This window comes from Kribbella sp. NPDC050459 (genome assembly GCF_040655315.1).
Lineage (GTDB): Bacteria > Actinomycetota > Actinomycetes > Propionibacteriales > Kribbellaceae > Kribbella.
Map to the genome: position 1 here is coordinate 120,424 of NZ_JBFAJQ010000006.1, position 18,639 is coordinate 139,062.

14 protein-coding genes and 1 pseudogene are annotated in these 18,639 nt (G+C 69.7%); 9 read left to right on the top strand and 6 right to left on the bottom strand.

Annotated elements, in window-relative coordinates; genetic code table 11:
- Position 1 precedes the first annotated feature (1 nt).
- Positions 2–745 (top strand): DUF5995 family protein, encoded by a 744-nt coding sequence (locus tag AB0I12_RS21635; protein WP_359932468.1) that lies wholly within the window; start codon positions 2–4, stop codon positions 743–745.
- On the opposite strand, the gene AB0I12_RS21640 is transcribed toward AB0I12_RS21635, so the two are convergent.
- The gene (locus tag AB0I12_RS21640; RefSeq protein WP_359932471.1) at positions 742–1,446 is read right to left on the bottom strand and encodes a M50 family metallopeptidase; all 705 of its coding nucleotides are present in this window, start codon (positions 1,444–1,446) and stop codon (positions 742–744) included. The genes AB0I12_RS21635 and AB0I12_RS21640 overlap by 4 nt on opposite strands.
- A 38-nt stretch (positions 1,447–1,484) precedes the next feature.
- On the bottom strand, positions 1,485–2,660 hold the full coding sequence (locus AB0I12_RS21645) for a hypothetical protein (RefSeq protein WP_359932474.1): 1,176 nt from the start codon (positions 2,658–2,660) through the stop codon (positions 1,485–1,487).
- Positions 2,661–2,787: 127 nt separating this feature from the next.
- On the opposite strand from AB0I12_RS21645, the gene AB0I12_RS21650 reads away from it, so the two are divergent.
- From AB0I12_RS21650 to AB0I12_RS21660, 3 genes are all read left to right on the top strand, one after another.
- The gene (locus tag AB0I12_RS21650) at positions 2,788–4,890 is read left to right on the top strand and encodes a S41 family peptidase (RefSeq protein WP_359932477.1); all 2,103 of its coding nucleotides are present in this window, start codon (positions 2,788–2,790) and stop codon (positions 4,888–4,890) included.
- 119 nt (positions 4,891–5,009) lie between these two features.
- Positions 5,010–6,224, top strand: a complete 1,215-nt coding sequence (locus AB0I12_RS21655) for an aconitase X catalytic domain-containing protein (protein WP_359932480.1) — start codon at positions 5,010–5,012, stop codon at positions 6,222–6,224.
- Positions 6,221–6,625 (top strand): DUF126 domain-containing protein, encoded by a 405-nt coding sequence (locus AB0I12_RS21660; protein WP_359932483.1) that lies wholly within the window; start codon positions 6,221–6,223, stop codon positions 6,623–6,625. Before AB0I12_RS21655 ends, AB0I12_RS21660 begins: the two co-directional genes overlap by 4 nt.
- On the opposite strand, the gene AB0I12_RS21665 is transcribed toward AB0I12_RS21660, so the two are convergent.
- Positions 6,578–7,894, bottom strand: coding sequence for an MFS transporter (locus AB0I12_RS21665; protein WP_359932486.1), 1,317 nt, complete (start codon positions 7,892–7,894; stop codon positions 6,578–6,580). The two genes, AB0I12_RS21660 and AB0I12_RS21665, sit on opposite strands and share 48 nt — an antisense overlap.
- Positions 7,895–8,125: 231 nt before the next feature.
- On the opposite strand from AB0I12_RS21665, the gene AB0I12_RS21670 reads away from it, so the two are divergent.
- Entirely contained in the window at positions 8,126–8,953 is an 828-nt protein-coding gene (locus AB0I12_RS21670; protein ID WP_359932489.1) for a phosphatase PAP2 family protein, read from the top strand.
- A 14-nt stretch (positions 8,954–8,967) separates the two neighbouring features.
- Here the strand turns inward: AB0I12_RS21670 and AB0I12_RS21675 are convergent.
- Positions 8,968–11,181: pseudogene (locus AB0I12_RS21675) on the bottom strand (SulP family inorganic anion transporter); the annotation flags it as partial.
- On the opposite strand from AB0I12_RS21675, the gene AB0I12_RS21680 reads away from it, so the two are divergent.
- Positions 11,072–11,845, top strand: coding sequence for an SDR family oxidoreductase (locus tag AB0I12_RS21680; RefSeq protein ID WP_359932492.1), 774 nt, complete (start codon positions 11,072–11,074; stop codon positions 11,843–11,845). The pseudogene AB0I12_RS21675 and the gene AB0I12_RS21680 sit on opposite strands and share 110 nt — an antisense overlap.
- A gap of 9 nt (positions 11,846–11,854) precedes the next feature.
- Here the strand turns inward: AB0I12_RS21680 and AB0I12_RS21685 are convergent, their stop codons facing one another.
- Entirely contained in the window at positions 11,855–12,622 is a 768-nt protein-coding gene (locus AB0I12_RS21685) for a DUF427 domain-containing protein (protein ID WP_359932495.1), read from the bottom strand.
- A gap of 76 nt (positions 12,623–12,698) precedes the next feature.
- On the opposite strand from AB0I12_RS21685, the gene AB0I12_RS21690 reads away from it, so the two are divergent.
- Positions 12,699–13,085 (top strand): nuclear transport factor 2 family protein, encoded by a 387-nt coding sequence (locus AB0I12_RS21690; protein WP_355688801.1) that lies wholly within the window; start codon positions 12,699–12,701, stop codon positions 13,083–13,085.
- Positions 13,086–13,136: 51 nt separating this feature from the next.
- Here the strand turns inward: AB0I12_RS21690 and AB0I12_RS21695 are convergent, their stop codons facing one another.
- Complete coding sequence (locus tag AB0I12_RS21695) at positions 13,137–15,176, bottom strand: fibronectin type III domain-containing protein (RefSeq protein WP_359932499.1); 2,040 nt, start codon at positions 15,174–15,176, stop codon at positions 13,137–13,139.
- Positions 15,177–15,391: 215 nt separating this feature from the next.
- Here AB0I12_RS21695 and AB0I12_RS21700 point away from each other — a divergent pair, with 215 nt between their 5' ends.
- Positions 15,392–16,855 carry a lysyl oxidase family protein gene (locus tag AB0I12_RS21700; protein ID WP_359932502.1) on the top strand — a complete coding sequence of 488 codons (1,464 nt, stop codon included), beginning with the start codon at positions 15,392–15,394 and terminating at the stop codon, positions 16,853–16,855.
- Positions 16,856–16,962: 107 nt separating this feature from the next.
- Positions 16,963–18,546 carry a N,N-dimethylformamidase beta subunit family domain-containing protein gene (locus tag AB0I12_RS21705; protein WP_359932505.1) on the top strand — a complete coding sequence of 528 codons (1,584 nt, stop codon included), beginning with the start codon at positions 16,963–16,965 and terminating at the stop codon, positions 18,544–18,546.
- Positions 18,547–18,639: the final 93 nt, after the last annotated feature.

The following is an 18,639-nucleotide window of genomic DNA, read 5'->3' on the forward strand; positions in this document are numbered from 1 at the left end:
GATGACCGATGCTAGTCCGATCGCCGACGTCGTGGCGCGGATGCGGCAGCGGCTCGACGCGTTGCCGGCGGACCTGGCCGCTCGGCGGCACTTCCTCGGAACGTACCTGCGGACGACCCAGGCGGTGGGCCGGGCGATCGACCAGGCACGGTTCGAGGATCCCGAGTGGGTCGAGATCTGGGACGTGCGGTTCGCCGAGCTGTACCTGCAGGCGCACGACGCCGACCTGGCCACCGGGGCCGCCGGCGTGCCGCGACCCTGGCGTCTGGCGTTCGACGCGCCGCCTGACCTGCCTGCGCTGGGGCATGTGCTGCTCGGCATCAACGCACACGTGAACTACGACCTGCCGCAGGCGTTGCTCGCGGTGATCAGCGACGACGATTTCCTGGATCCGCGGCTGATGGCGCGACGCCGGCGGGATCACGAGCGGATCGACGCTGTACTCGCGGAACGCGTCGCGGCCGAGGACGGCGAGCTCGCAGCGACCGGTCCGCGGAGTCTGCTCGACCGCGTCCTCACACCGCTCAACCGGCTCGCGTCACAGCGTTTCCTGCGCGAGTCCCGGCAGAAGGTGTGGCACAACACCGTCGAGCTGCAGCAGGCGCGTGCCAACGGAGGCTACGAGAAGCGGCTGGGCGAGCTGGAGGTACTGAGTGCGGCAAAGGTCGCCGATCTGCTCAGGCCGGGACAAGTGCTCCTCCGGTTGGCAGTGACTGGCTTCGGCGTCACGCTCCCGCCGCCCTAGCTCGGCAGAACGCCGGACCACATCACGCCGAGCGCCAGACACGCGAGCGTGACCAGCCCGAACACCCCGACCCACATCAAGGCCGGCACGCCGGTCAGCCGCCGGAGCTGATCCGCGTCGGAGCTGCGCCCCTGACCGCGTCGCCGGGAGTGCTGCAGCTCCAGTACGGCGCGCGGCGCGGCCAGCAGCAGGAACCACGTGAGCAGATGCGCGAACGCGGACTGAACGGACGGCGAGCCCCACCAGGACACGCTGAACACCACGGCGCCGAACACCAGCACCGACCACAGCCCGAACAGGTTGCGGATCTGGAGCAGCAGGATCACCAGCGCCGCCAGCAGTCCCCACAGCAGCGCGACGGCGTACCCGCGGCTGAGGACGAACGCCGCGGCGAGGCCGAACAGCGCGGGACCCGGATAGCCGGCCAGCAGTACGGCGATCATGCCGCCGCCGGTCGGTTTGCCGCGCGACACCGTGACACCGGACGTGTCCGAGTGCAGGCGGATCCCGGAGAGCTTGCGGCCGACCAGCGCGGCGATCAGACCGTGCGCACCCTCGTGCGCGATCGTGACGACCTGCCGGGTGTACTTCCAGATCGGGCGCCACGCGATCAGCAGCAGCGCGACGACGCCCGTACCGATGACCAGCCGCAGTGACGGCTCCGGCTGAACCGACGTGATGTTGTCCCAGAACTCCTTCACCCGCCCATCCTTACAGCCAGGTGGTCGACTGCTAGGCCCTAGGGGAAGGGGACGTGCACCGTCACGCGTTCGCGGAGTTGCTCGCTGATCAGCCACAGCTCGCCGGTGGCCGGCCAGTACGAGAGGTTCTCGGTGTTCTTCGGCGCCTTGGTCCAGACCGTTGTCGACTCCCCGCCGACGCCGCGATGCAGGCAGCTCGGGTAGTCGATCCCGTCCCCGATGTTCCCGGCGTACTCCGGGCAAACGCCGGTGATCACGAAGTTGTTGTCGTACGACGTCGCGCCCTGCATGCCCCACACCGGCGAGTTGAAGGCCTCGACCGCATGGACGACGCCGTCCGATCCGGTCCGCGGCAGCCCGGCAGCCTCGTCGAGCGGCCAGCGCACGATCCGCCCGCCGCCGCGCTCGGTGTGCTCCACCGCCACGAACGAGCCGCTCCCGGCGTGATCGATGCCGAGCGACGCGAAGCACGGCTTCGTCCCGATCGAGTTCGCGCAACCGCCCCCGGCGTACCAGTAGGCGCCGACCTGCGGCAGGGCGAACGCGTGCCACAGCGCGTGGTACTTGCCGTCGGCCCCTAACCCGACCTCGCCGGTGCTGGTGTCCGTCCGCCAGATATGCCGCAGGTCGAAGACCCGCAGCACCGATCCGCCGGTCGCCACGACGAGCATGTTCCCGGACCAGAACAGCCCGTGCCCGTGCCCGGCGATCGCCTGGAAGTTCCCGTCCGCCGTCGGCTCGACCAGCAGCACATGCCGGTACTTCAGCGTCGCCAGATCCAGGAACGACACCCGGATCGCCGTGTCGTCGCTGTTGTGCCAGGTCGCGACCACGACCCGGCGCGCGCCGCCGGCCGGTTGCGCGTCGCCCGATCCGCTCACGCCCTGCGGGATCCACACGTTCTCGTCGTCGTCCTCGCCGTCCTGCCAGCAGAAGCCCTGCGGGTTGAGCGACGCGTTCAGGTACGTCGAGTGGCACAACGGTCGGCCGGTGCGGTTGGACGCGGCGAGCACCTCGGTGACGCCGACCGGTGCGAGCTGCGGCTTGGTCTCCAGTTGCGCGACGCGGGCGCCGTACGTCGCGAACGTGTCGCCGGAGACGAGCTGGAATCCGCTCGCGTCGATGCGTGGGAACGTCGCCGCCGCGTGCGCCGGCGTCGGGACGAGCACGCCGATCAGGAGGGCGGCCGTCAAGAACAAACGGCTGATCCGCATGTCTTCGATAATGATTGACAAGTCGCGGACTGTCCTGGCGGACGGCGTGGCGTTGACATCGCCTGGTGCGCGGACCACGGTGGAGGGATCGCGGCCCTGGGGAGGTGCCGCCGCACTTGGGGGGACCATGTCTCAACCGCGCACGATCAAAGCCACACCGAAGAAGACAGCCGCCAAGCGGACGCCCGCACGCCGCCGCGCCGCCACCAAGACCACATCGGCGAAGACCACATCGGCAAAGAGCACAGCGGCGAAGAGCACATCGGCGAAGGGCGCGGCCGCGGAGGCGAAAACCTCGGCCGGCAAGGGCGCTGCGGCGAAGCCGGCCTCGGCCTCGGCCGCGGCCGCCGCCGTGCCGCTCGCCACCTTCCTCGGTTCCGCGGGCAGTCTGACGCTCGAGCAGCGCAGGCTGCTGGTGGATCAGGCGCTTCTGCTGCTGAGCGAGAACTACGTCCACCTGCCGCTGAAGGTCGCCATGCACGCCGTGAACCCGTTGCAGCGGCTGCGCGTGCTGCGCGCCCGGATGGCGCGGCAGACGCCGGCGACGATGGGGGAGGAGTGGCTGTTCCATCGCGAGATGTCGAGCGTCTTCCACTCGGTCCGCGACCTGCACACCAACTACCTGCTGCCGGTCCCGTTTGCCGGGAAGGTCGCGTTCCTGCCGTTCATGATCGAGAAGTGCTACGACGCGGCGGGTGCCGAGCACTACCTGATCACCCGGACCGTCACCGGTTACCAGGCGCCGCAGTTCGGCCCCGGCGCCGAGGTGACGCACTGGAACGGTACGCCGATCGCGCGCGCCGTCGCGCTCAACGGCGCTGTCTTCGCCGGGAGCAACGACGCCGCCAACCTCGCCCGTGGACTGGAGTCGCTGACCCTGCGGCCGCTCGTCATCCAGGCGCCGCCGGACGAGGACTGGGTGCGGCTGACCTACATCGGCCTCGACGGCTCGGACCAGGAGCTGCGCGAGGAGTGGAAGGTCGCCACCAACCTGCCGCCGATGACCGACCTGGACGCGATCAGCGAGGTGTCGGCGTCGATGGGTCTCGACCTCGACTCCGACGAGAAGTCCCGCGCGAAGAAGGCGCTGTACGTCCGCGAGGTGGTCGAGCTCGAACGCGGCCGGAGCTCGGCCGAGCTGGCCGCCCCGGCGGCGGTCGCCGGCGCGGATCTGCCGACGACGATGCCAGGTGTCTTCCGGGCCCGCGAGGTGGTCACGCCGTCCGGCACCTTCGGGCAGCTGCGGATCTTCACGTTCAGCGTGCAGGATCCGGTGGCGTTCCGCGACGAGTTCGTCCGGCTGGCCGCGGCGCTCCCGCAGAACGGCTTGATCGTGGACGTCCGGGACAACGGCGGCGGGCACATCTTCGCCAGCGAGTTCACCCTGCAGACGATGACGCCGCGGCGGATCGCGCCGGAGCCGGTGCAGTTCGTCAGCTCGCCGCTCAACCTGCGGATCTGCCGCCGGCACAAGGACAACCCGGCCGGGATCGACCTCGGTCCGTGGTTCGAGTCGCTGGACCTGGCGATCGAGACCGGCGCGCAGTTCTCGGCGGCGAGCCCGATCACGCCCGAGAGCGGCGCGAACGACATCGGGCAGACCTACCTCGGGCCGGTCGTGCTGATCACCGACGCCCGGGTCTACTCGGCCACCGACATCTTCGCGGCCGGGTTCGCCGACCACGAGATCGGCACCATCCTCGGCGTCGACGACAACACCGGCGCCGGCGGCGCGAACGTCTGGACGCACGGCCTGCTCGCTACGCTGCTGAACGAACCGCCGCCGCCCGACGAGACGTCGCCGTACGTCGCGCTGCCGAACGGCGCGAACCTGCGGGTCGCGATCCGGCGCACCCTGCGGGTCGGCAAGCTCGCCGGAACGCCGGTCGAGGACCTCGGCGTCAAGCCGCAGGAGACCCACCGGATGACCCGGGCCGACCTGCTCGAGGGCAACGTCGACCTGCTGAACCGGGCCGGTGAGCTGCTCGCCGCGCAGCCGGTGCGCCGGCTGGACCTGACCACCTCGTTCAGCGGGACCACGCTCACCGTCGCGATCGATGCCCAGGGCATCGACCGGGTCGACCTGTACGTCGACGACCGGCCGATCAGCTCCGAGGACCTGACCGGCCCGGTGAGCATCGACATCCTCGAGGTGACGTCCGGCCAGCTGCTCCGCGCGGACGGCTACGACGCCGGCAAGCTCGTGGCATCCCGCCGACGGACCGTCTAGGAGGCGGACGCCCACCACTCACCAACCTCGCGCCAACGGCGCGCCGCCCGCCTGGACGAGCGTGGCGCAGCCCGCTTCGGGCGGGTTGGTGAGTGGTGGGCGTCCGCTAGGTTCGACGTATGCCGACTCTCCGCCTGACCGCCGAGGAAGAAGCGATGCTCGGCGGCCGGGACGGGGAGGGTGTCGCGCTCGCGATGCGGGTGCTCGTCGGGCAGGCGCGGATCTCGGACGCGCCGCGGCTGGTCGCGATCACCTCGGCGCACGTCGACTCCTGCCTGTACCACGGCCAGGTCAGCCTGGACTTCGCGCAGCGCCTCGTCGAGCTGGGCGCACGCGTGCGCGTGCCGACCACGCTGAATGTCGGCTCGACGGACCTCATCCACCCGGAGCTGGTCCGCGACCAGGCGCTGGCGTCGGCCGGGCGGGAGCTGATGGCGGCGTACGTCGAGCTCGGGTGCACGCCGACGTTCACCTGCGCGCCGTACCAGCTCCCCGGCCGGCCCGGGCTCGGGGAACACATCGCGTGGGCGGAGTCGAACGCGATCGTGTTCGCGAACTCGGTGCTCGGCGCGCGCACGGACCGGTACGGCGACTTCCTGGACATCTGCGCGGCGATCACCGGCCGCGCGCCGTACGCCGGCTTGCAGACCCCCGAGGCGCGACGAGGGACCGTGGTGTTCGACTGCCGCCCGCTGGGTGAGTTCACCGAGTTGACCTATCCGCTGCTGGGGCATCACATCGGATCGACGGTCGGAGCCGGAATCCCTGTGCTGGTAGGGATTCCGGCGGATGTGCGTGAGGACGACCTGAAGGCGCTCGGTGCGGCGGCCGCGTCGGCCGGGGGAGTCGCGTTGTTCCACGCCGTCGGGATCACGCCCGAGGCGCCGTCGTCGGTCGACGGCCTGCCCGTGCGTGTGGTCGACCTGGAGACACTGCGGCGGGTCCGGCGGGAGTTGTCGGCGGACATCGCGGAGCTGGACGCGGTGAGCGTGGGTACGCCGCACGCGTCGTACGCCGAGTGCGTCCGCCTTGCCGGTCTCGTCGTCGGCCCGCCGTTGACATTGCCGTTGTACCTGTCGACCGCCCGCGCGACCCGAGACCGGCTGGCCGAGGACGGCGTACTGCAGGTGCTCGAGGCCGCGGGCGTGACCGTCGTCGTGGACACCTGCACGTACGTCACCGCGATCCTGTCGCCCGGCTGGAAGAACGTGATGACGAACTCGGCCAAGTGGGCGCACTACGCGCCCGGCAACATCAACGTCTCCGCGATCCTCGGCTCACTCGCCGAATGCGTGGCCTCGGCGCGCGCCGGACGGGTGGTGCTCGACGCATGATCGTGCACGGCCGAACCCTCCACCCCGGCAGCGCGACGGGCCTGCCGATCCGCCTCACCGCACCGCTGTCCTTCTGGGGCGGCACGGACAACCTGGGCCGCGTCGTCGACGCACATCACCCGCAGTGCGGCGCCGTCCTCACCGGCCGGATCCTGCTGATGGAATCCGGCCGCGGCTCCAGCTCCGCGTCGAGCGTGCTGGCCGAGCAGATCCGCACCCGGACGGCGCCCGCCGCGATCCTCCTGTCCCGCGCGGACCCGATCATCCCGCTCGGCGCACTCGTCGCCGCCGAGCTGTACCACCTCGACCTGCCCGTCGTCGTCGCGCCGTACGACGCCGTTCCCGACGACGTCCTAGTGCGGGTGTCCGCCACCTCGGGCGAGGCTGCGATCTCGTGGTGATCCCATCAGTACGGCGGTGGCGGCGAACAGGACCGCGCACGCGGTGAGCGCGAGGGGGAGCGTGGTGAGCCGGGCGATCGCGGAGACGGCGACACCGCAGACGATCTCGCCCAGGTACTCGAGCTGGGCCAGGAACGAATGTGTCGTCGCGCGGACGTCCGCGGTCGCGCGGGCGTTGACCCAGATCGTGCTGATCACGCGGGTGAGCGGCGTGACGATGCCGTTCAGTAGGACGACCGCGACCGCGCCGAGAACCGGGTCCCAGGCGAACGCGAGCAGCAGCATCGCGACCACGCCGACGAGTGCGGCGAGGGCGTAGTCCGTCGCGGCGTGCTCGCCGTTGATCCTTCGGGTGACGAGTCGGAGGACGACGGCGCCGACGACCAGACCGAGGACGCCGAGAGCGGTGAACCAGACGATCGGGTCCGGCCGGGTCGGCAGGCCCAGCTCGAGAAGCTGCTTCTGGGTGAGGCGGCCGGCGGCGTCGGAGGCGCCGTTCACGAGGAACGTGGCCGCGAAGATCAGGAGGAGCGCCCGGCTGCGCCGGACCAGTGTGACGCCACGGCGGAATGTGCCCCAGGACGCCGACCACCGGGCGCTCCGGGTCGGGACGAAGTTGTGCTCGGTGAAGCGGACCGCGACGTACAGGGCGAGCGACGTCATCGCGACGCCGGCGATCACGATCGTCAGGTCGCGCCGGGTCGCCCAGGCGAGCGCACCGAGCAGGACCAGTCCGGTCGCGGCGCCGGTCAACTGGGCGCGGGCGGCGCGGGTCAGGACGAGGTTGATCTCGTCGGGCCGGTCCAGCTCGTCGGTGACGAGTGCGACGTCCGAGCCACTCGCGAACGTCCACGAGACGCCCCACAGCACCTGCGTCGCGAGCAGCGCCGGGAACGACTCGGACAAGCCCGTCGCGAGCATCGCCGTACCCATCAGGACCTGGGAAATCACCAGCGACCACTTGCGGCTGATCGTGTCGGCGAACACGCCGGCCGGAACTTCGAGGACGAGCGCGAACGCACTCTGCACTGAGCCGATCAGCACCAGCTGAGCGGGAGAGAGCCCGGCGTCGACGACCAGGTAAACGCTGGTGACCAGCCACCACCCGTTGTGCAGGACCGCCCGCATCCACGTCCAGCGGATGAAGACATCGACCATCTGCCGCGCCTCTCCACGCTCGTTGCCGGGACCGAAGGACAGGTAGGAGTCCGCCACGACCGGGCGAGCGAGCCTTCGCCGAGCGGGACTGAGGCTCTGGCGAACGGACACCTCCTGTCCTTCGGTCCCCGATCCTGCCCGCCGCGACCTGGCGGCCGCCAAGGCTTTACCACCAAGGTGTGAGTTGGTTCATATTATTCGTAACTATCAGGAGTTTGCGATAATTTGAAATGGTGCCGGGGATCACAGTGGAAAACGAATGACCGTTCTTGATTTGCGCGTGGACTCGGGCGCAGGGTGGAAGTTCAGAGAACGAGCGTTCGGTTTGATGTGGGGGTCGGCATGGCGCAGGTGACTCTGGAGCGGGTCGGGCAACCGGCACTGCCGGATCTGGACCGGCAGCGCGGCGGCCTCTGGCGGATCCTGCGGGAGATCGGACTGCTCGCCCTCCTCTTCGGGGTCTACAACCTCGGCCGGTTCCTGTCGGCGGAGCATGCGGGCTCGGCCTTCCGGCACGCGCACGAGCTGATCGGCTGGGAGGCGAGGCTCGGCCTCCCGAGCGAGGCGTCGATCCAGCACCACGCGCTGGCGATCGACGGCCTCGCCCGGGTCGCGAACGTGTTCTACGCGAGCGTGCACTTCCCGCTGACCGCGGCAGTGCTGCTCTGGCTGATGATCCGCCGCCCGGCCGCGTACGGGAAGGCGCGCTGGGCGCTCGCGTCGCTGACCGGGCTGGCGTTGATCGGGCACATGTTCTTCCCACTCGCCCCGCCGCGGATGATGCCGGGCTGGGTGGACACGGGTGTCCTGCTCGGTCAGTCGGTGTACGGACCGAGCACGGACTCCGGGGTGGCGAACCAGTTCGCCGCGATGCCGAGCTTGCATGTCGGCTGGGCGTTCCTGGTCGCGGTGGTCCTGATCCGGGCGACGCGGTCACGGTGGCGCTGGCTGTGGATCGCGCATCCGGTGCTCACCTTCACGGTCGTCGTGGTGACCGCGAACCACTACTGGCTGGACGGGTTGGTCGCGATCGCGCTCGCCGTCCCGGTGCTCCTGATCTTCGACAGCTCCTCGTCGGCGCGGACGAGGAAGGGCGCGCGGTCGACCACCGATCGGGCCGTCGCCGCGCCGATGTCGAACCAGAGTCCGATCAGCTCGAGCCGTCCTTGATCCTCGGCCCGGCGGACACAGTCGAAGCTGCGCAGGTTCTCCAGCTGGACGGCGACGTTCGCGACCGACAGCTTGTCCGCCGGCGACAACTTCACGCCGCCGGCCGGATCCGCGATCTCCGGCAGCGCGAGCGCCCGGCGTACGGATGGCTCCAGGTGCCGCAACCAGTTGTGCAGGCCGGACCCCTCGGGGGCGTCGGCCGCGAGCGCGGCGGCCGCGGCGCCGCAGGAGGAGTGACCGCAGACCACGATCGACTTCACCCCGAGGACGTCGACCGCGTACTCGATCGCGGCGCCCACCGAGCTGCTGTTCGATCCTTTCGGCGGCACCAGATTCCCGATGTTCCGCACGCAGAACTGGTCGCCCGGTCCGCTGGTCGTGATCATCGTCGGCACGATCCGCGAGTCCGCACAGGTGATGAACAGGTGCGCCGGCTGCTGTCCTTCAGCCGCGAGCTTCGCCAGCAGCGCCCGGATCGGGACGTCGTCGAGCTGCTGGGCGACGCCGCCGCGATGCACCTCGACCGAGCCGCCGCGCGCGATGTGACCGCTCCGCCAGTCCTCGATCGCCTCGGACGCCGCGTGGTCCAGGTGGTCGACCGTGAGATCGACCCGGACCGTCGCCCCGGTGGGGATCGACCGCAACGTCCGCACCAGCGACGCGACCCCGAGGAACACCAGTGCGCCGCGGATCCGGACCGTCCACACGCCGTCGTCCTCGGTGGCGGTCACGGTCGCGCGGGCCAGCCGGTACAGCACCCGCGCGAGCGCGAGCACCAGACCGAGCAGCACGCCCTCGGCCAAACCCAGGACGCCGACGCCGACCGCGGTCACGACGTACACGAGGAGCTCGTCGTGCCGGCGCAGCGTGCGGATGTGGGCCAGCTGCACCAGCCGGAGGCCGGTGACGAGCAGGACGCCGGCCAGCGCGGCCATCGGGATCAGCTCGAGCATCGACCCCGCCGCCAGCACGAACGCCGCGATCCACAGGCCGTGCATGATCGTGGAAGCGCGGGTCCGGGCGCCGGCCGCGACGTTGGTCGACGAGCGCACGATCACACCGGTCACCGGCATCCCGCCTAGGGCGCCGGAGACCGCGTTCGCGCCGCCCTGGCCGATCAGCTCGCGGTCGAGGTTGCTGCGCCGGCCGCGATGAAGCTTGTCGACGGCAACGGCCGACAGCAGCGACTCCACACTGGCGACCAGCGCGACGGTCAGGACGGCGGTGACGATCTCGAGCGGCGTACCTGCGGGCATCGCCGGCAGCACCAGACTCTGCAACGGGTTGTCCGGCAGGTCGACGCGGGTGACGTCGGGCATCGCGACGGCCGCGAGCGCGGTGACCGCGACGACGGCGACGAGCGGAGCCGGAATCACCTTCACTGTGGGGATTCGCGGCCAGGCGAGGACGATCGCGACCGTGAGGACGCCGGCCAGGACCGAGTGTCCGTGGTGCGCGATCAGTTGCGCGGGAAGCGCGGTCACGTTGGAGACCAGCGAGCTCTGCGCCTTGCCGCCGAGCACCACGTGCAGCTGCTGGACGGCGATCGTGACGCCGATCCCGGCGAGCATGCCGTGCACGACGGCGGGGGACAGCGACAGCGCCAGCCGCCCGATGCGGGTGACGCCCAGCAGGATCTGCAACAGGCCGGCCGCGCAGGTGATGGCGGCGGTCGCGGCCCAGCCGAACTGGCCGATCAGGCCGGCGACGACCACGGTGAGACCGGCGGCGGGGCCGCTGACCTGGAGTGGGGAGCCGCCGAGCGCGCCGGCGACGACACCTCCGACGACGGCGGCCACCAGGCCGGCGATGAGTGGGGCGCCGGACGCGGCGGCGATCCCCAGGGACAGCGGTATCGCAATCAAGAAGACCACCAGCGAGGCCGGGAGGTCATGATGGAGAATGTTCTTCCAGGACAGGCGTTCGCTGGAAGTCGGTGGGGAATGAGACGTGGTCGGCACGGGTCCTCCGGCGTCGGTGCTCAGGGCAACTGCTCGGGCATCAGGCGTCGAAACTAAGAGTGTCGATCTGGTCACTGATCGTACTGAACGAATCACTGCCACAAAAGCGACCGCTGCGAATTTGTTGCTCAGCACATCGATGAACGAGGAGAAGTGAGTGGACCTGCAACTCTCGGGCAAGACCGCGGTGGTCACGGGTGCGAGCAAGGGCATCGGACTGGCCTGTGTCGAGGCGCTGACGCGTGAAGGTGCGACGGTGGTCGGCATCTCGCGGGACACCGGCAACCTGGCGAAGGCGCAGGAGGACCTCGCCGCCAAGGGCCTGAGCTTCCGGGCGGAGGCGGTCGATCTCACCGACCCCGGTGCGACGCGGGCCGCCTTCGAGCGGATCGGCGTACCGGACATCCTGGTCAACTGCGCCGGCGCGGCCCGGCGGACGCCGGTCGACGAGCTGGACAGTGCGGCGCTGCACGCGGCGATGGAGGCGAAGTACTTCACGTACATGCACGCGACCGAGGCCGTGATCCGCGGGATGGCCGAGCGCGGCAGCGGCGCGATCGTGAACATCGTCGGCCAGGGCGGCCGCGCGGCGAACCCGTTGCACATCGGCGGCGGCGCGGCCAACGCCGCACTGATGCTGGCGTCGGTCGGCTACGCGAAGGCGTACGCGGGCCAGGGCGTCCGGGTGAACGTGATCAACCCGGGCATGACCCGCACCGGCCGGGTGGACGAAGGCCTCGAGGCCGCGGTCCGGGCCACCGGCCGCCCGAAGGACGAACTGCTGGCCGAGATGACCAGCGAGATCCCGATGGGTCGCGCCGGCGAGCCCGCCGAGGTCGCCGACGTCGCCGTCTTCCTCGCCTCACCGCGGGCCGGTTACGTGACCGCCTCGATCATCACCATGGACGGCGCGACCACCGCGGGCATCTGACGCCGACCGTCACCGCGTGTTCACATTTCCGTCCGTTGGTCGCTGAGCTGGGTTCGAGAACGGCGTGATCGGGCGGTCCTGCGGCACGCCGTCGATGGTGATGTCGACGTTCTCGTTGAAGAACGCGACGTGGTTGGCGATCGGGAGCAGCGGCGCCGTCGGGAAGTCGTAGGACCAGGCCACGTCGGGGACGGACGGAGCCGACCAGTACGCCGAGGTGCGGCCCTTGTACGGGCACGCGGTGACCGTGTCGGACGGGGTCAGGTGCTCGAAGTTCACCGCTGTCCGCGGGAAGTAGTACCGCGGTGGCAGCCCGGTCTCGAACACGATCACCGCAGCGCTCGACTCGGCGAGGACCTGGTCGTCGGCGGCGACCTGGATGCGCCTCGTCGACTTGACCGCGTCGACTCGCGCGTACGGGTTTCTCGGGTGGACGAAGACTTCCTCGTCTTCCTCGAACCAGCTGTCCAGCGCGTCCCATTGGAACCGGACGCGGTCCTTCGCGACACCGTCGTCGTACACCCAGGCACGCCCGGATCCGGCGCTGTGCACCCGCGCCACACCGTGCGTGAACTCCTTCGTCTCGCCGGTGTCGGTCAGCACGCCGGCAGCGACGTCCGCGACCGGGACGTAGTACTGCGGGTACGGCGGGAACTCCCACAGGTAGATCGCGTCGGTCGTGTCGAGGACGACGCGGTCGTCGAGCATCGCGCGGATCCGCCGTGGAACCGGCGCGGTGCCGCCGGGCGGGACCAGAGGTTCGGGGTAGGCGCTCATGGTTCCAGTAAAGCTTGTGCGGCCGGGGCCGGTCGTCGCAGCATTGAGGTCGTACGGCGAGCCAGGGGGAGGGATCGTGGGGGACCTGAGTCGGCGCTCGGCACGTGAGGTGCTGGACGACCATCTGAACATCGCGAACAACTGGGTGGGAATCCCGTCGTTCGAGGACGTGCTGGCGGAGGATCTGCGCCGGAACGTGTCCGAGGACATCGTGATCCTGATGAGCCGCGGCACGTTCCGCGGCCATGCCGGCGTCCGGGAGCTCGCGCTGATGCTGGCCGGTGAGCTGCCCGAGCACAAGGCGTTCGACTACACCTACGTCGCCGTCGACGGCCGGATGGGGCTGCTCGAGTGGGCCTACCAGGACTCGCAGGTCCAGGTCCGCGACGGCGTCGACTCGTACCTGATCGAGAACGGGAAGATCGTCGCCCAGACGATCCGGTACACGGTCGAGCCGCGCTGAGTACAAGCGCGGGGCCGGCCCTGGTGGTGCCGGCCCCGCGGATCTGGACGACTAGACCGTGATCCAGTCGATGTCGGCGATGTAGCCGTTCGGGTTGCTGACCTTGATCGAGTTCGCTCCGGCGGTGAGCTTCATCGGGAGGTAGGTGACCTGCGGCGTGCCCCAGTCGTTGTCGCCGAGGCCGTGGTAGTTCACCCAGTAGCTGTCCGTGCCGTTGACCGTCAGCATGCTCTGCCGGCTGGTGTCGCCGTCGGTGTAGGCGATCTTCACCAGGTACGTGCCCGTGGCCGGCACGGTGATGCCGTTCAGCGTCACCGTCGACGAGTAGCCGATGTTGCCGATCTTCGAACCGCCCGAGCATGCCGTGCACCCGGAGACACCCGCGTCGCCTGTCAAGGTACTGGTCGGGGCCTCCGCCTCGTACCGCATCGGCCCGCCCGACGCCGAGGTCGACAGGGTGATCGGCGCACTCGCCTCTGATGTCGCGTTGCCTCGCACACCCGTCACCGTGAAGGTGTACGGCGTTTGCGGAAGCAACCCGGACACGACCGCGCTCGTACCCGATGCGGTCGCCACCTGCTTGCCGTTGGCAAACACCCGGTACGACGTGGCGCCGGCGCTCGGCCGCCAGGCGAGGGAGACGGTGGTGCGGCTGACGTCGGTCGCGGTCACGTCCGCGGGCTTACCGACGGCGCCCAGGTTGTTCGGCGTGATCTTGTAGAGCTTCGACCCGTGCGCCGGCAGGTTCGCGCTGACCGAACCGGTGACGTTGCGGGCGTTCTGACCGGCCCAGACGTCGCGAACCGTCGCCTTGCCGGTGATGCCGAGCCGGCCGAAGTCGCCGGTCACGGTCGCGGGGGAGTCGGCCAGGTTGAACAGGGCCACCGTCGTACTGCCGTCGGCGTTCTGCGCGTACCAGACCTGCTGCAGCTGGTCCTGGTCGAGCGGGCGCGCCGGGTTGCCGGACTGGTTGATCGCGATGACCTCGCGGTTCGTCAGCAGCTTCAGGCCGTACGCATCCAGCTTGGTCAGGTCGTCACCGGCGAACAGCGGCGCGGAGTTGATCGCCCAGAACGTCATGTACGACTGGCGTTCCGCGTCGGTCAGGCCGTCCATCGCGCCGACGCCGACGTTGATCGCGTCCAGGTTGTTCCAGTGTCCCGGGCCGGCGTCGTCGATCCACTGCGCGACGTCCCACCAGCGGGCCTTCACCGAGCTGTCCCACTTCACGATGGTGTCGCAGTAGCACTCGACGTCGGTGTCGATCCGCCAGCCGTTCGAGTTCCGCTTCCACACGTCGGCGTACCGGTGGCTGAGCGACCAGGACAGCGTGTACATCATCGGCCGGCCGGCGTTTTGCACCGCGCGCCACCAGGCCTCGACGTCCTCGGTGTTGTTGTGGTTCGGGTCGTCCGGCGCACCCTTCCAGGAGCCGGGGCCGACGCCGTCCATCTTGATGAAGTCCACACCCCAGGACGCGAACAGCCTCGCGATCGAGTCGGCGTACTTCTGCGCGCACGGGCTCGCGTAGTCGATCTTGTACGCCGCATCCCAGCCGTTGGTGGTCCGCAGGTCCGGGTAGACGATGTCGCGGGTGAAGCAGCCGGGCGCATCGTAGATCGGGGTGTTGCCGTCGCGGTATACGTCCTTGCCGAGACCGACGACCGTGTAGATGCCGAACTTCAGCTCGAGCTTGTGGATGTCGTCGCCGACGGCCTTCATGCCGCGCGGGAACCGCTTGAGGTTGGCGACCGGGCGGCCGTACTCGTCGCCGCCGTCCTGCCAGCCGGCGTCGACGTTGATGTACTCGTAGCCGTACGGCTTGAGCTTGGTCGCCAGGGCGTTCGCCTGGGCGAGGATGTTCTTCTCGCTGATGAAGCTGCCGGGGCCGTCGGGGTTGACGCCCGGATAGTTGGTCGACTGCAGACTCCAGCTGCTCCAGCCCATATAGGGCTTCGCGGCGATCTGCGGGTAGGTCGGCTGCTGCTCCTGGATCGCTTCGGCGGGGGCGGTGGGGGCTGCTGTCAAGGTTGCTGTCGACACCAGGGCGACGGCAGCCAGGACTGTTGCGGTGCGGCGTCTCAAGGACATGTGAACGTCCTCCGGGGGAGGCGTGAGCGGACGCCGTCGAGCCTAGGTCGGCTTAATTTACGCAGTCAAGTATTGAGGCTCTGTCATTTCCTGTCACTTCCTGTGACAGGACTGCCATGGAACCTTGATCAACTTCGCTCCGCGGCCGCGTCGTCGTACCAGCAACAGGCCGGATCGTGAGGATGCCGGCCGCAGCAGGAGGGGGTTCCGTCATCGTGAACGCAAGGAAACTCGGCCGGACGGCGGTCGCCGCGGCCGGGGCCACCGGACTGGTCGCGCTCGCGGCCGCCGGTGCGTCGGCGTCATCAGATTCATCAGCTGACCGGCCGCCGGTGAAACTGGTTGCCGGAAGCACCAATGTCACGCTGGAGAGTGTCGAGGACTACGGCGTGGATCTCGACCTCGGTACCCACCTGGTGGCCGGGAACGCGCCGGTCGAGGTGCGCGCGACGCGGGCGTCGTACAGCTCGCCGGTCGTGGCGGCGCAGTACGTGCACGGCAAGCCGGTCCGGAAGTTGCCGAAGGGTCTCGTCACGGACTTCTCCGGTCTCGGGAAGTTCCTGCACGTCACGCTGACCGACGCCGCGGGCAAGAAGGTGCTCGACAAGGACCAGGGGATCTGCCTGAACGGCGACGGCTCGCGGACCCGTCCGGATGCGCCGGCGACCTCGCCGTACCCGGACAGCTGTACGGCGAACCCGTTCACGCAGGGCGCCGTGTGGGGACTGCAGACCGGCTGGTCCGCGCGGACGTACGGCGGCGGCGATCCGGTACAGCTTGCCCTCGGCAAGTACAAGGCGACGATTACCGTGAACAAGGCCTACCGGGACTTCTTCAAGATCCCCGCCAAGGAGTCGGCGGTGACCTTGAACGTGACGGTGCGGAAGTCCGAGGGTTCGGCGGCCAAGCAGGCAATCGCGGGCCGGGCGGCACCGAAGCCGAACGCGACGCGTCCGACCGGCCGGGCGAGTGTGCCGCACGGACCGAAGCCGGACCTGCGGGCGGTGCCGGCCTGGGGGATCCAGGTCGCGACCGGCGACGAGGGGACGCCGGACGCGAACAAGGACTTCCTGCAGTTCTCCGCGACCGTGTGGAACGCGGGCCCGTCGCCGCTGGTGCTGGACGGCTTCCGTCGGCAGGGCAAGGACCTGATGGACGCTTATCAGTACTTCTACAACGCGCAGGGCAAGCAGGTCGGGTACCAGAACACCGGCACGATGGAGTGGGACGGCCGCGACGGCCACACCCACTGGCACTTCACCGACTTCGCGCGCTACAGCCTGCTGAACGCCGAGCAGACCGAGGTCGTGCGCAGTCAGAAGGAGGCGTTCTGTCTCGCCGCGACGGACTCCATCGACTACACGGTGAAGAACGCGAACTGGCACCCGGACAACACCGACCTGCACACCGCGTGCGGCGACCACGGCTCGCTGTCGGTTCGTGAGGTGCTGGACGTCGGCTCCGGCGACACCTACGAGCAGACACTGCCGGGCCAGTCCTTCGACATCACCAACCTGGCGAACGGCACGTACTACGTCCAGGTGACCGCCAACCCGGAACACCGCCTGTTCGAGTCGAGCACGAACAACAATGTCGCGCTGCGCCAGGTGGTCCTCGGCGGCACCAAGCACCACCGCACCGTCAAGGTGCTCCCGGTCGGCGTCATCACCGCTCCCTGATGCCGCCGTTGCCGGCCCGCCCGCCGGCAAGTTCGCGCGCCCCGGCCCCGATCCAGCCGGGGCGCGCGGGTCTTCTTCCCGGCCCGTTCCGAACTACCATGCCGAGAGTGCGATCGGCAGTGGTGCTCGGTGTGGCCGTGACGGTGCTGGCGGCGGGATGCTCGTCGGCGGCTCCGGAGCCGCGTCCCGCGCCGACCGCGGGCGGGCCGACGCGGACGGCGCCATCCACCACGCCATCCACCACGCCGTCGGCTCCCGGCCGTGTGAGGGCAGTCGCGGAGAACGCCAAGCGGGGTACGACGGCCTGGCGGATGGACTCGAGGCGGATCGCCGGACCGATGGAACTCGCCGGCTTCGCGGATCACGTCAGCGTCCGCAGCGGGCAACCGTTCCGGCTGTTCGTGACGTCGGCCGCGGGCGCCTTCACCGTGCGCGCGTTCCGGATCGGCTGGTACGGCGGAACCGGAGCCCGACTGGTGTGGACATCGCCGGCCGTTCCGGGGCGCGCTCAGCCCGCACCCGTCGTCCGGCGGTCCGACCACCTGGTCAGTACCACGTGGAAACCGACGTTGACCGTGCCGACGACGGGCTGGCCGGCCGGAGCGTACCTAATCATGCTCACTGCGGCGAGCGGCAAGCAGAAGTACGTCCCGATCACGGTTCGCTCGGACTCGACGCGCGGAGCGGTCGTCATCGTCAACGCCGTGAACACGTACGAGGCCTACAACGAGTGGGGCGGCTACTCGCTCTACAACGGCCCCGACAAGTCCTTGGCCTCGCGCGCCCAACGGGTCACGTTCGACCGGCCGTACGACGGCAACGGTGCGCGGACCCTCGTACAGTCCGAGTTGCCCTTGATCCAGTTGGCCGAGCGCAGCGGCGTACGGTTGGCGTACCTGACCAGTGTCGACGTGGCGACCAACCCGGCCGCGCTGGCCGGCGCGCGGGGAATCGTGTCGCCCGGGCACGACGAGTACTGGACGGTCGCGATGCGCGATGCGGTCACCAAGGCCCGGGATGCGGGGACGAACGTCGCGTTCCTCGGTGCGAACGCGGTGTACTGGCGGGTGCGCTACGAGCCCGGCCCGCTCGGCGCGAACCGGATGCTGGTCGGCTACAAGGACGCGGCCCTCGACCCGCTGCGGAATCGGCCGGAAACCACCGCGAAGTGGCGGAGCAGGCCGGATCCGCGCCCCGAAAACTCGCTCACTGGCATGCTCTACGAGTGCTTCCCGGCGGTCGGGCGGTTCATCGTCCACAACCCGGGCTTCTTCCTGTACGCCGGCACGGGCGCAACCAAGGGATCGACGTACCCGGGCCTCGTGGCGACCGAGGTGGACCGGGCCTACCCGATACCAGGAACACCCGCGAACCTCCAGGTCGTCGCGCACTCGCCGGTGTCCTGTGGCCCGTCGGTCCACACGTTCTCCGACGCGATCTACTACACCGTGCCGTCGGGCGCCGGCGTGGTCGACGTCGGCACCATGAACTGGGTGCCGTCGTTGCGCGGCCCGAACTCCAAGCACGGGCTGGACGAAAGAGGTGTCGCGTTCGCGCGCAAGCTGACGCTGAACCTGATCGTGGCCATGGCCGCCGGGCCACTAGGCCGGGCTCACCCCGCTCAGGCGGATCTGAACACCCTCGGCGCCTCGTCGTCGACCTCCACCGGCACCGGCGGCTCCGTCGGCTGACCGCGAGCTTTGAGCACCGGCCAACCATGCGTCGCGGGAGAAAGTGGTTGGTGCGTGCCCAAAGAGCCTGGGGCAGGGCCGGGAAGGCAGCGC

Excerpts from the sequence above, each read along its gene's own strand:
- AB0I12_RS21650 (WP_359932477.1), top strand. The coding sequence starts at position 2,788 with ATGTCTCAACCGCGCACGATCAAAGCCACACCGAAGAAGACAGCCGCC.
- AB0I12_RS21685 (WP_359932495.1), bottom strand. The coding sequence starts at position 12,622 with ATGAGCGCCTACCCCGAACCTCTGGTCCCGCCCGGCGGCACCGCGCCG.
- AB0I12_RS21655 (WP_359932480.1), top strand. The coding sequence starts at position 5,010 with ATGCCGACTCTCCGCCTGACCGCCGAGGAAGAAGCGATGCTCGGCGGC.
- AB0I12_RS21695 (WP_359932499.1), bottom strand. The coding sequence starts at position 15,176 with ATGTCCTTGAGACGCCGCACCGCAACAGTCCTGGCTGCCGTCGCCCTG.
- AB0I12_RS21660 (WP_359932483.1), top strand. The coding sequence starts at position 6,221 with ATGATCGTGCACGGCCGAACCCTCCACCCCGGCAGCGCGACGGGCCTG.
- AB0I12_RS21635 (WP_359932468.1), top strand. The coding sequence starts at position 2 with ATGACCGATGCTAGTCCGATCGCCGACGTCGTGGCGCGGATGCGGCAG.
- AB0I12_RS21670 (WP_359932489.1), top strand. The coding sequence starts at position 8,126 with ATGGCGCAGGTGACTCTGGAGCGGGTCGGGCAACCGGCACTGCCGGAT.
- AB0I12_RS21645 (WP_359932474.1), bottom strand. The coding sequence starts at position 2,660 with ATGCGGATCAGCCGTTTGTTCTTGACGGCCGCCCTCCTGATCGGCGTG.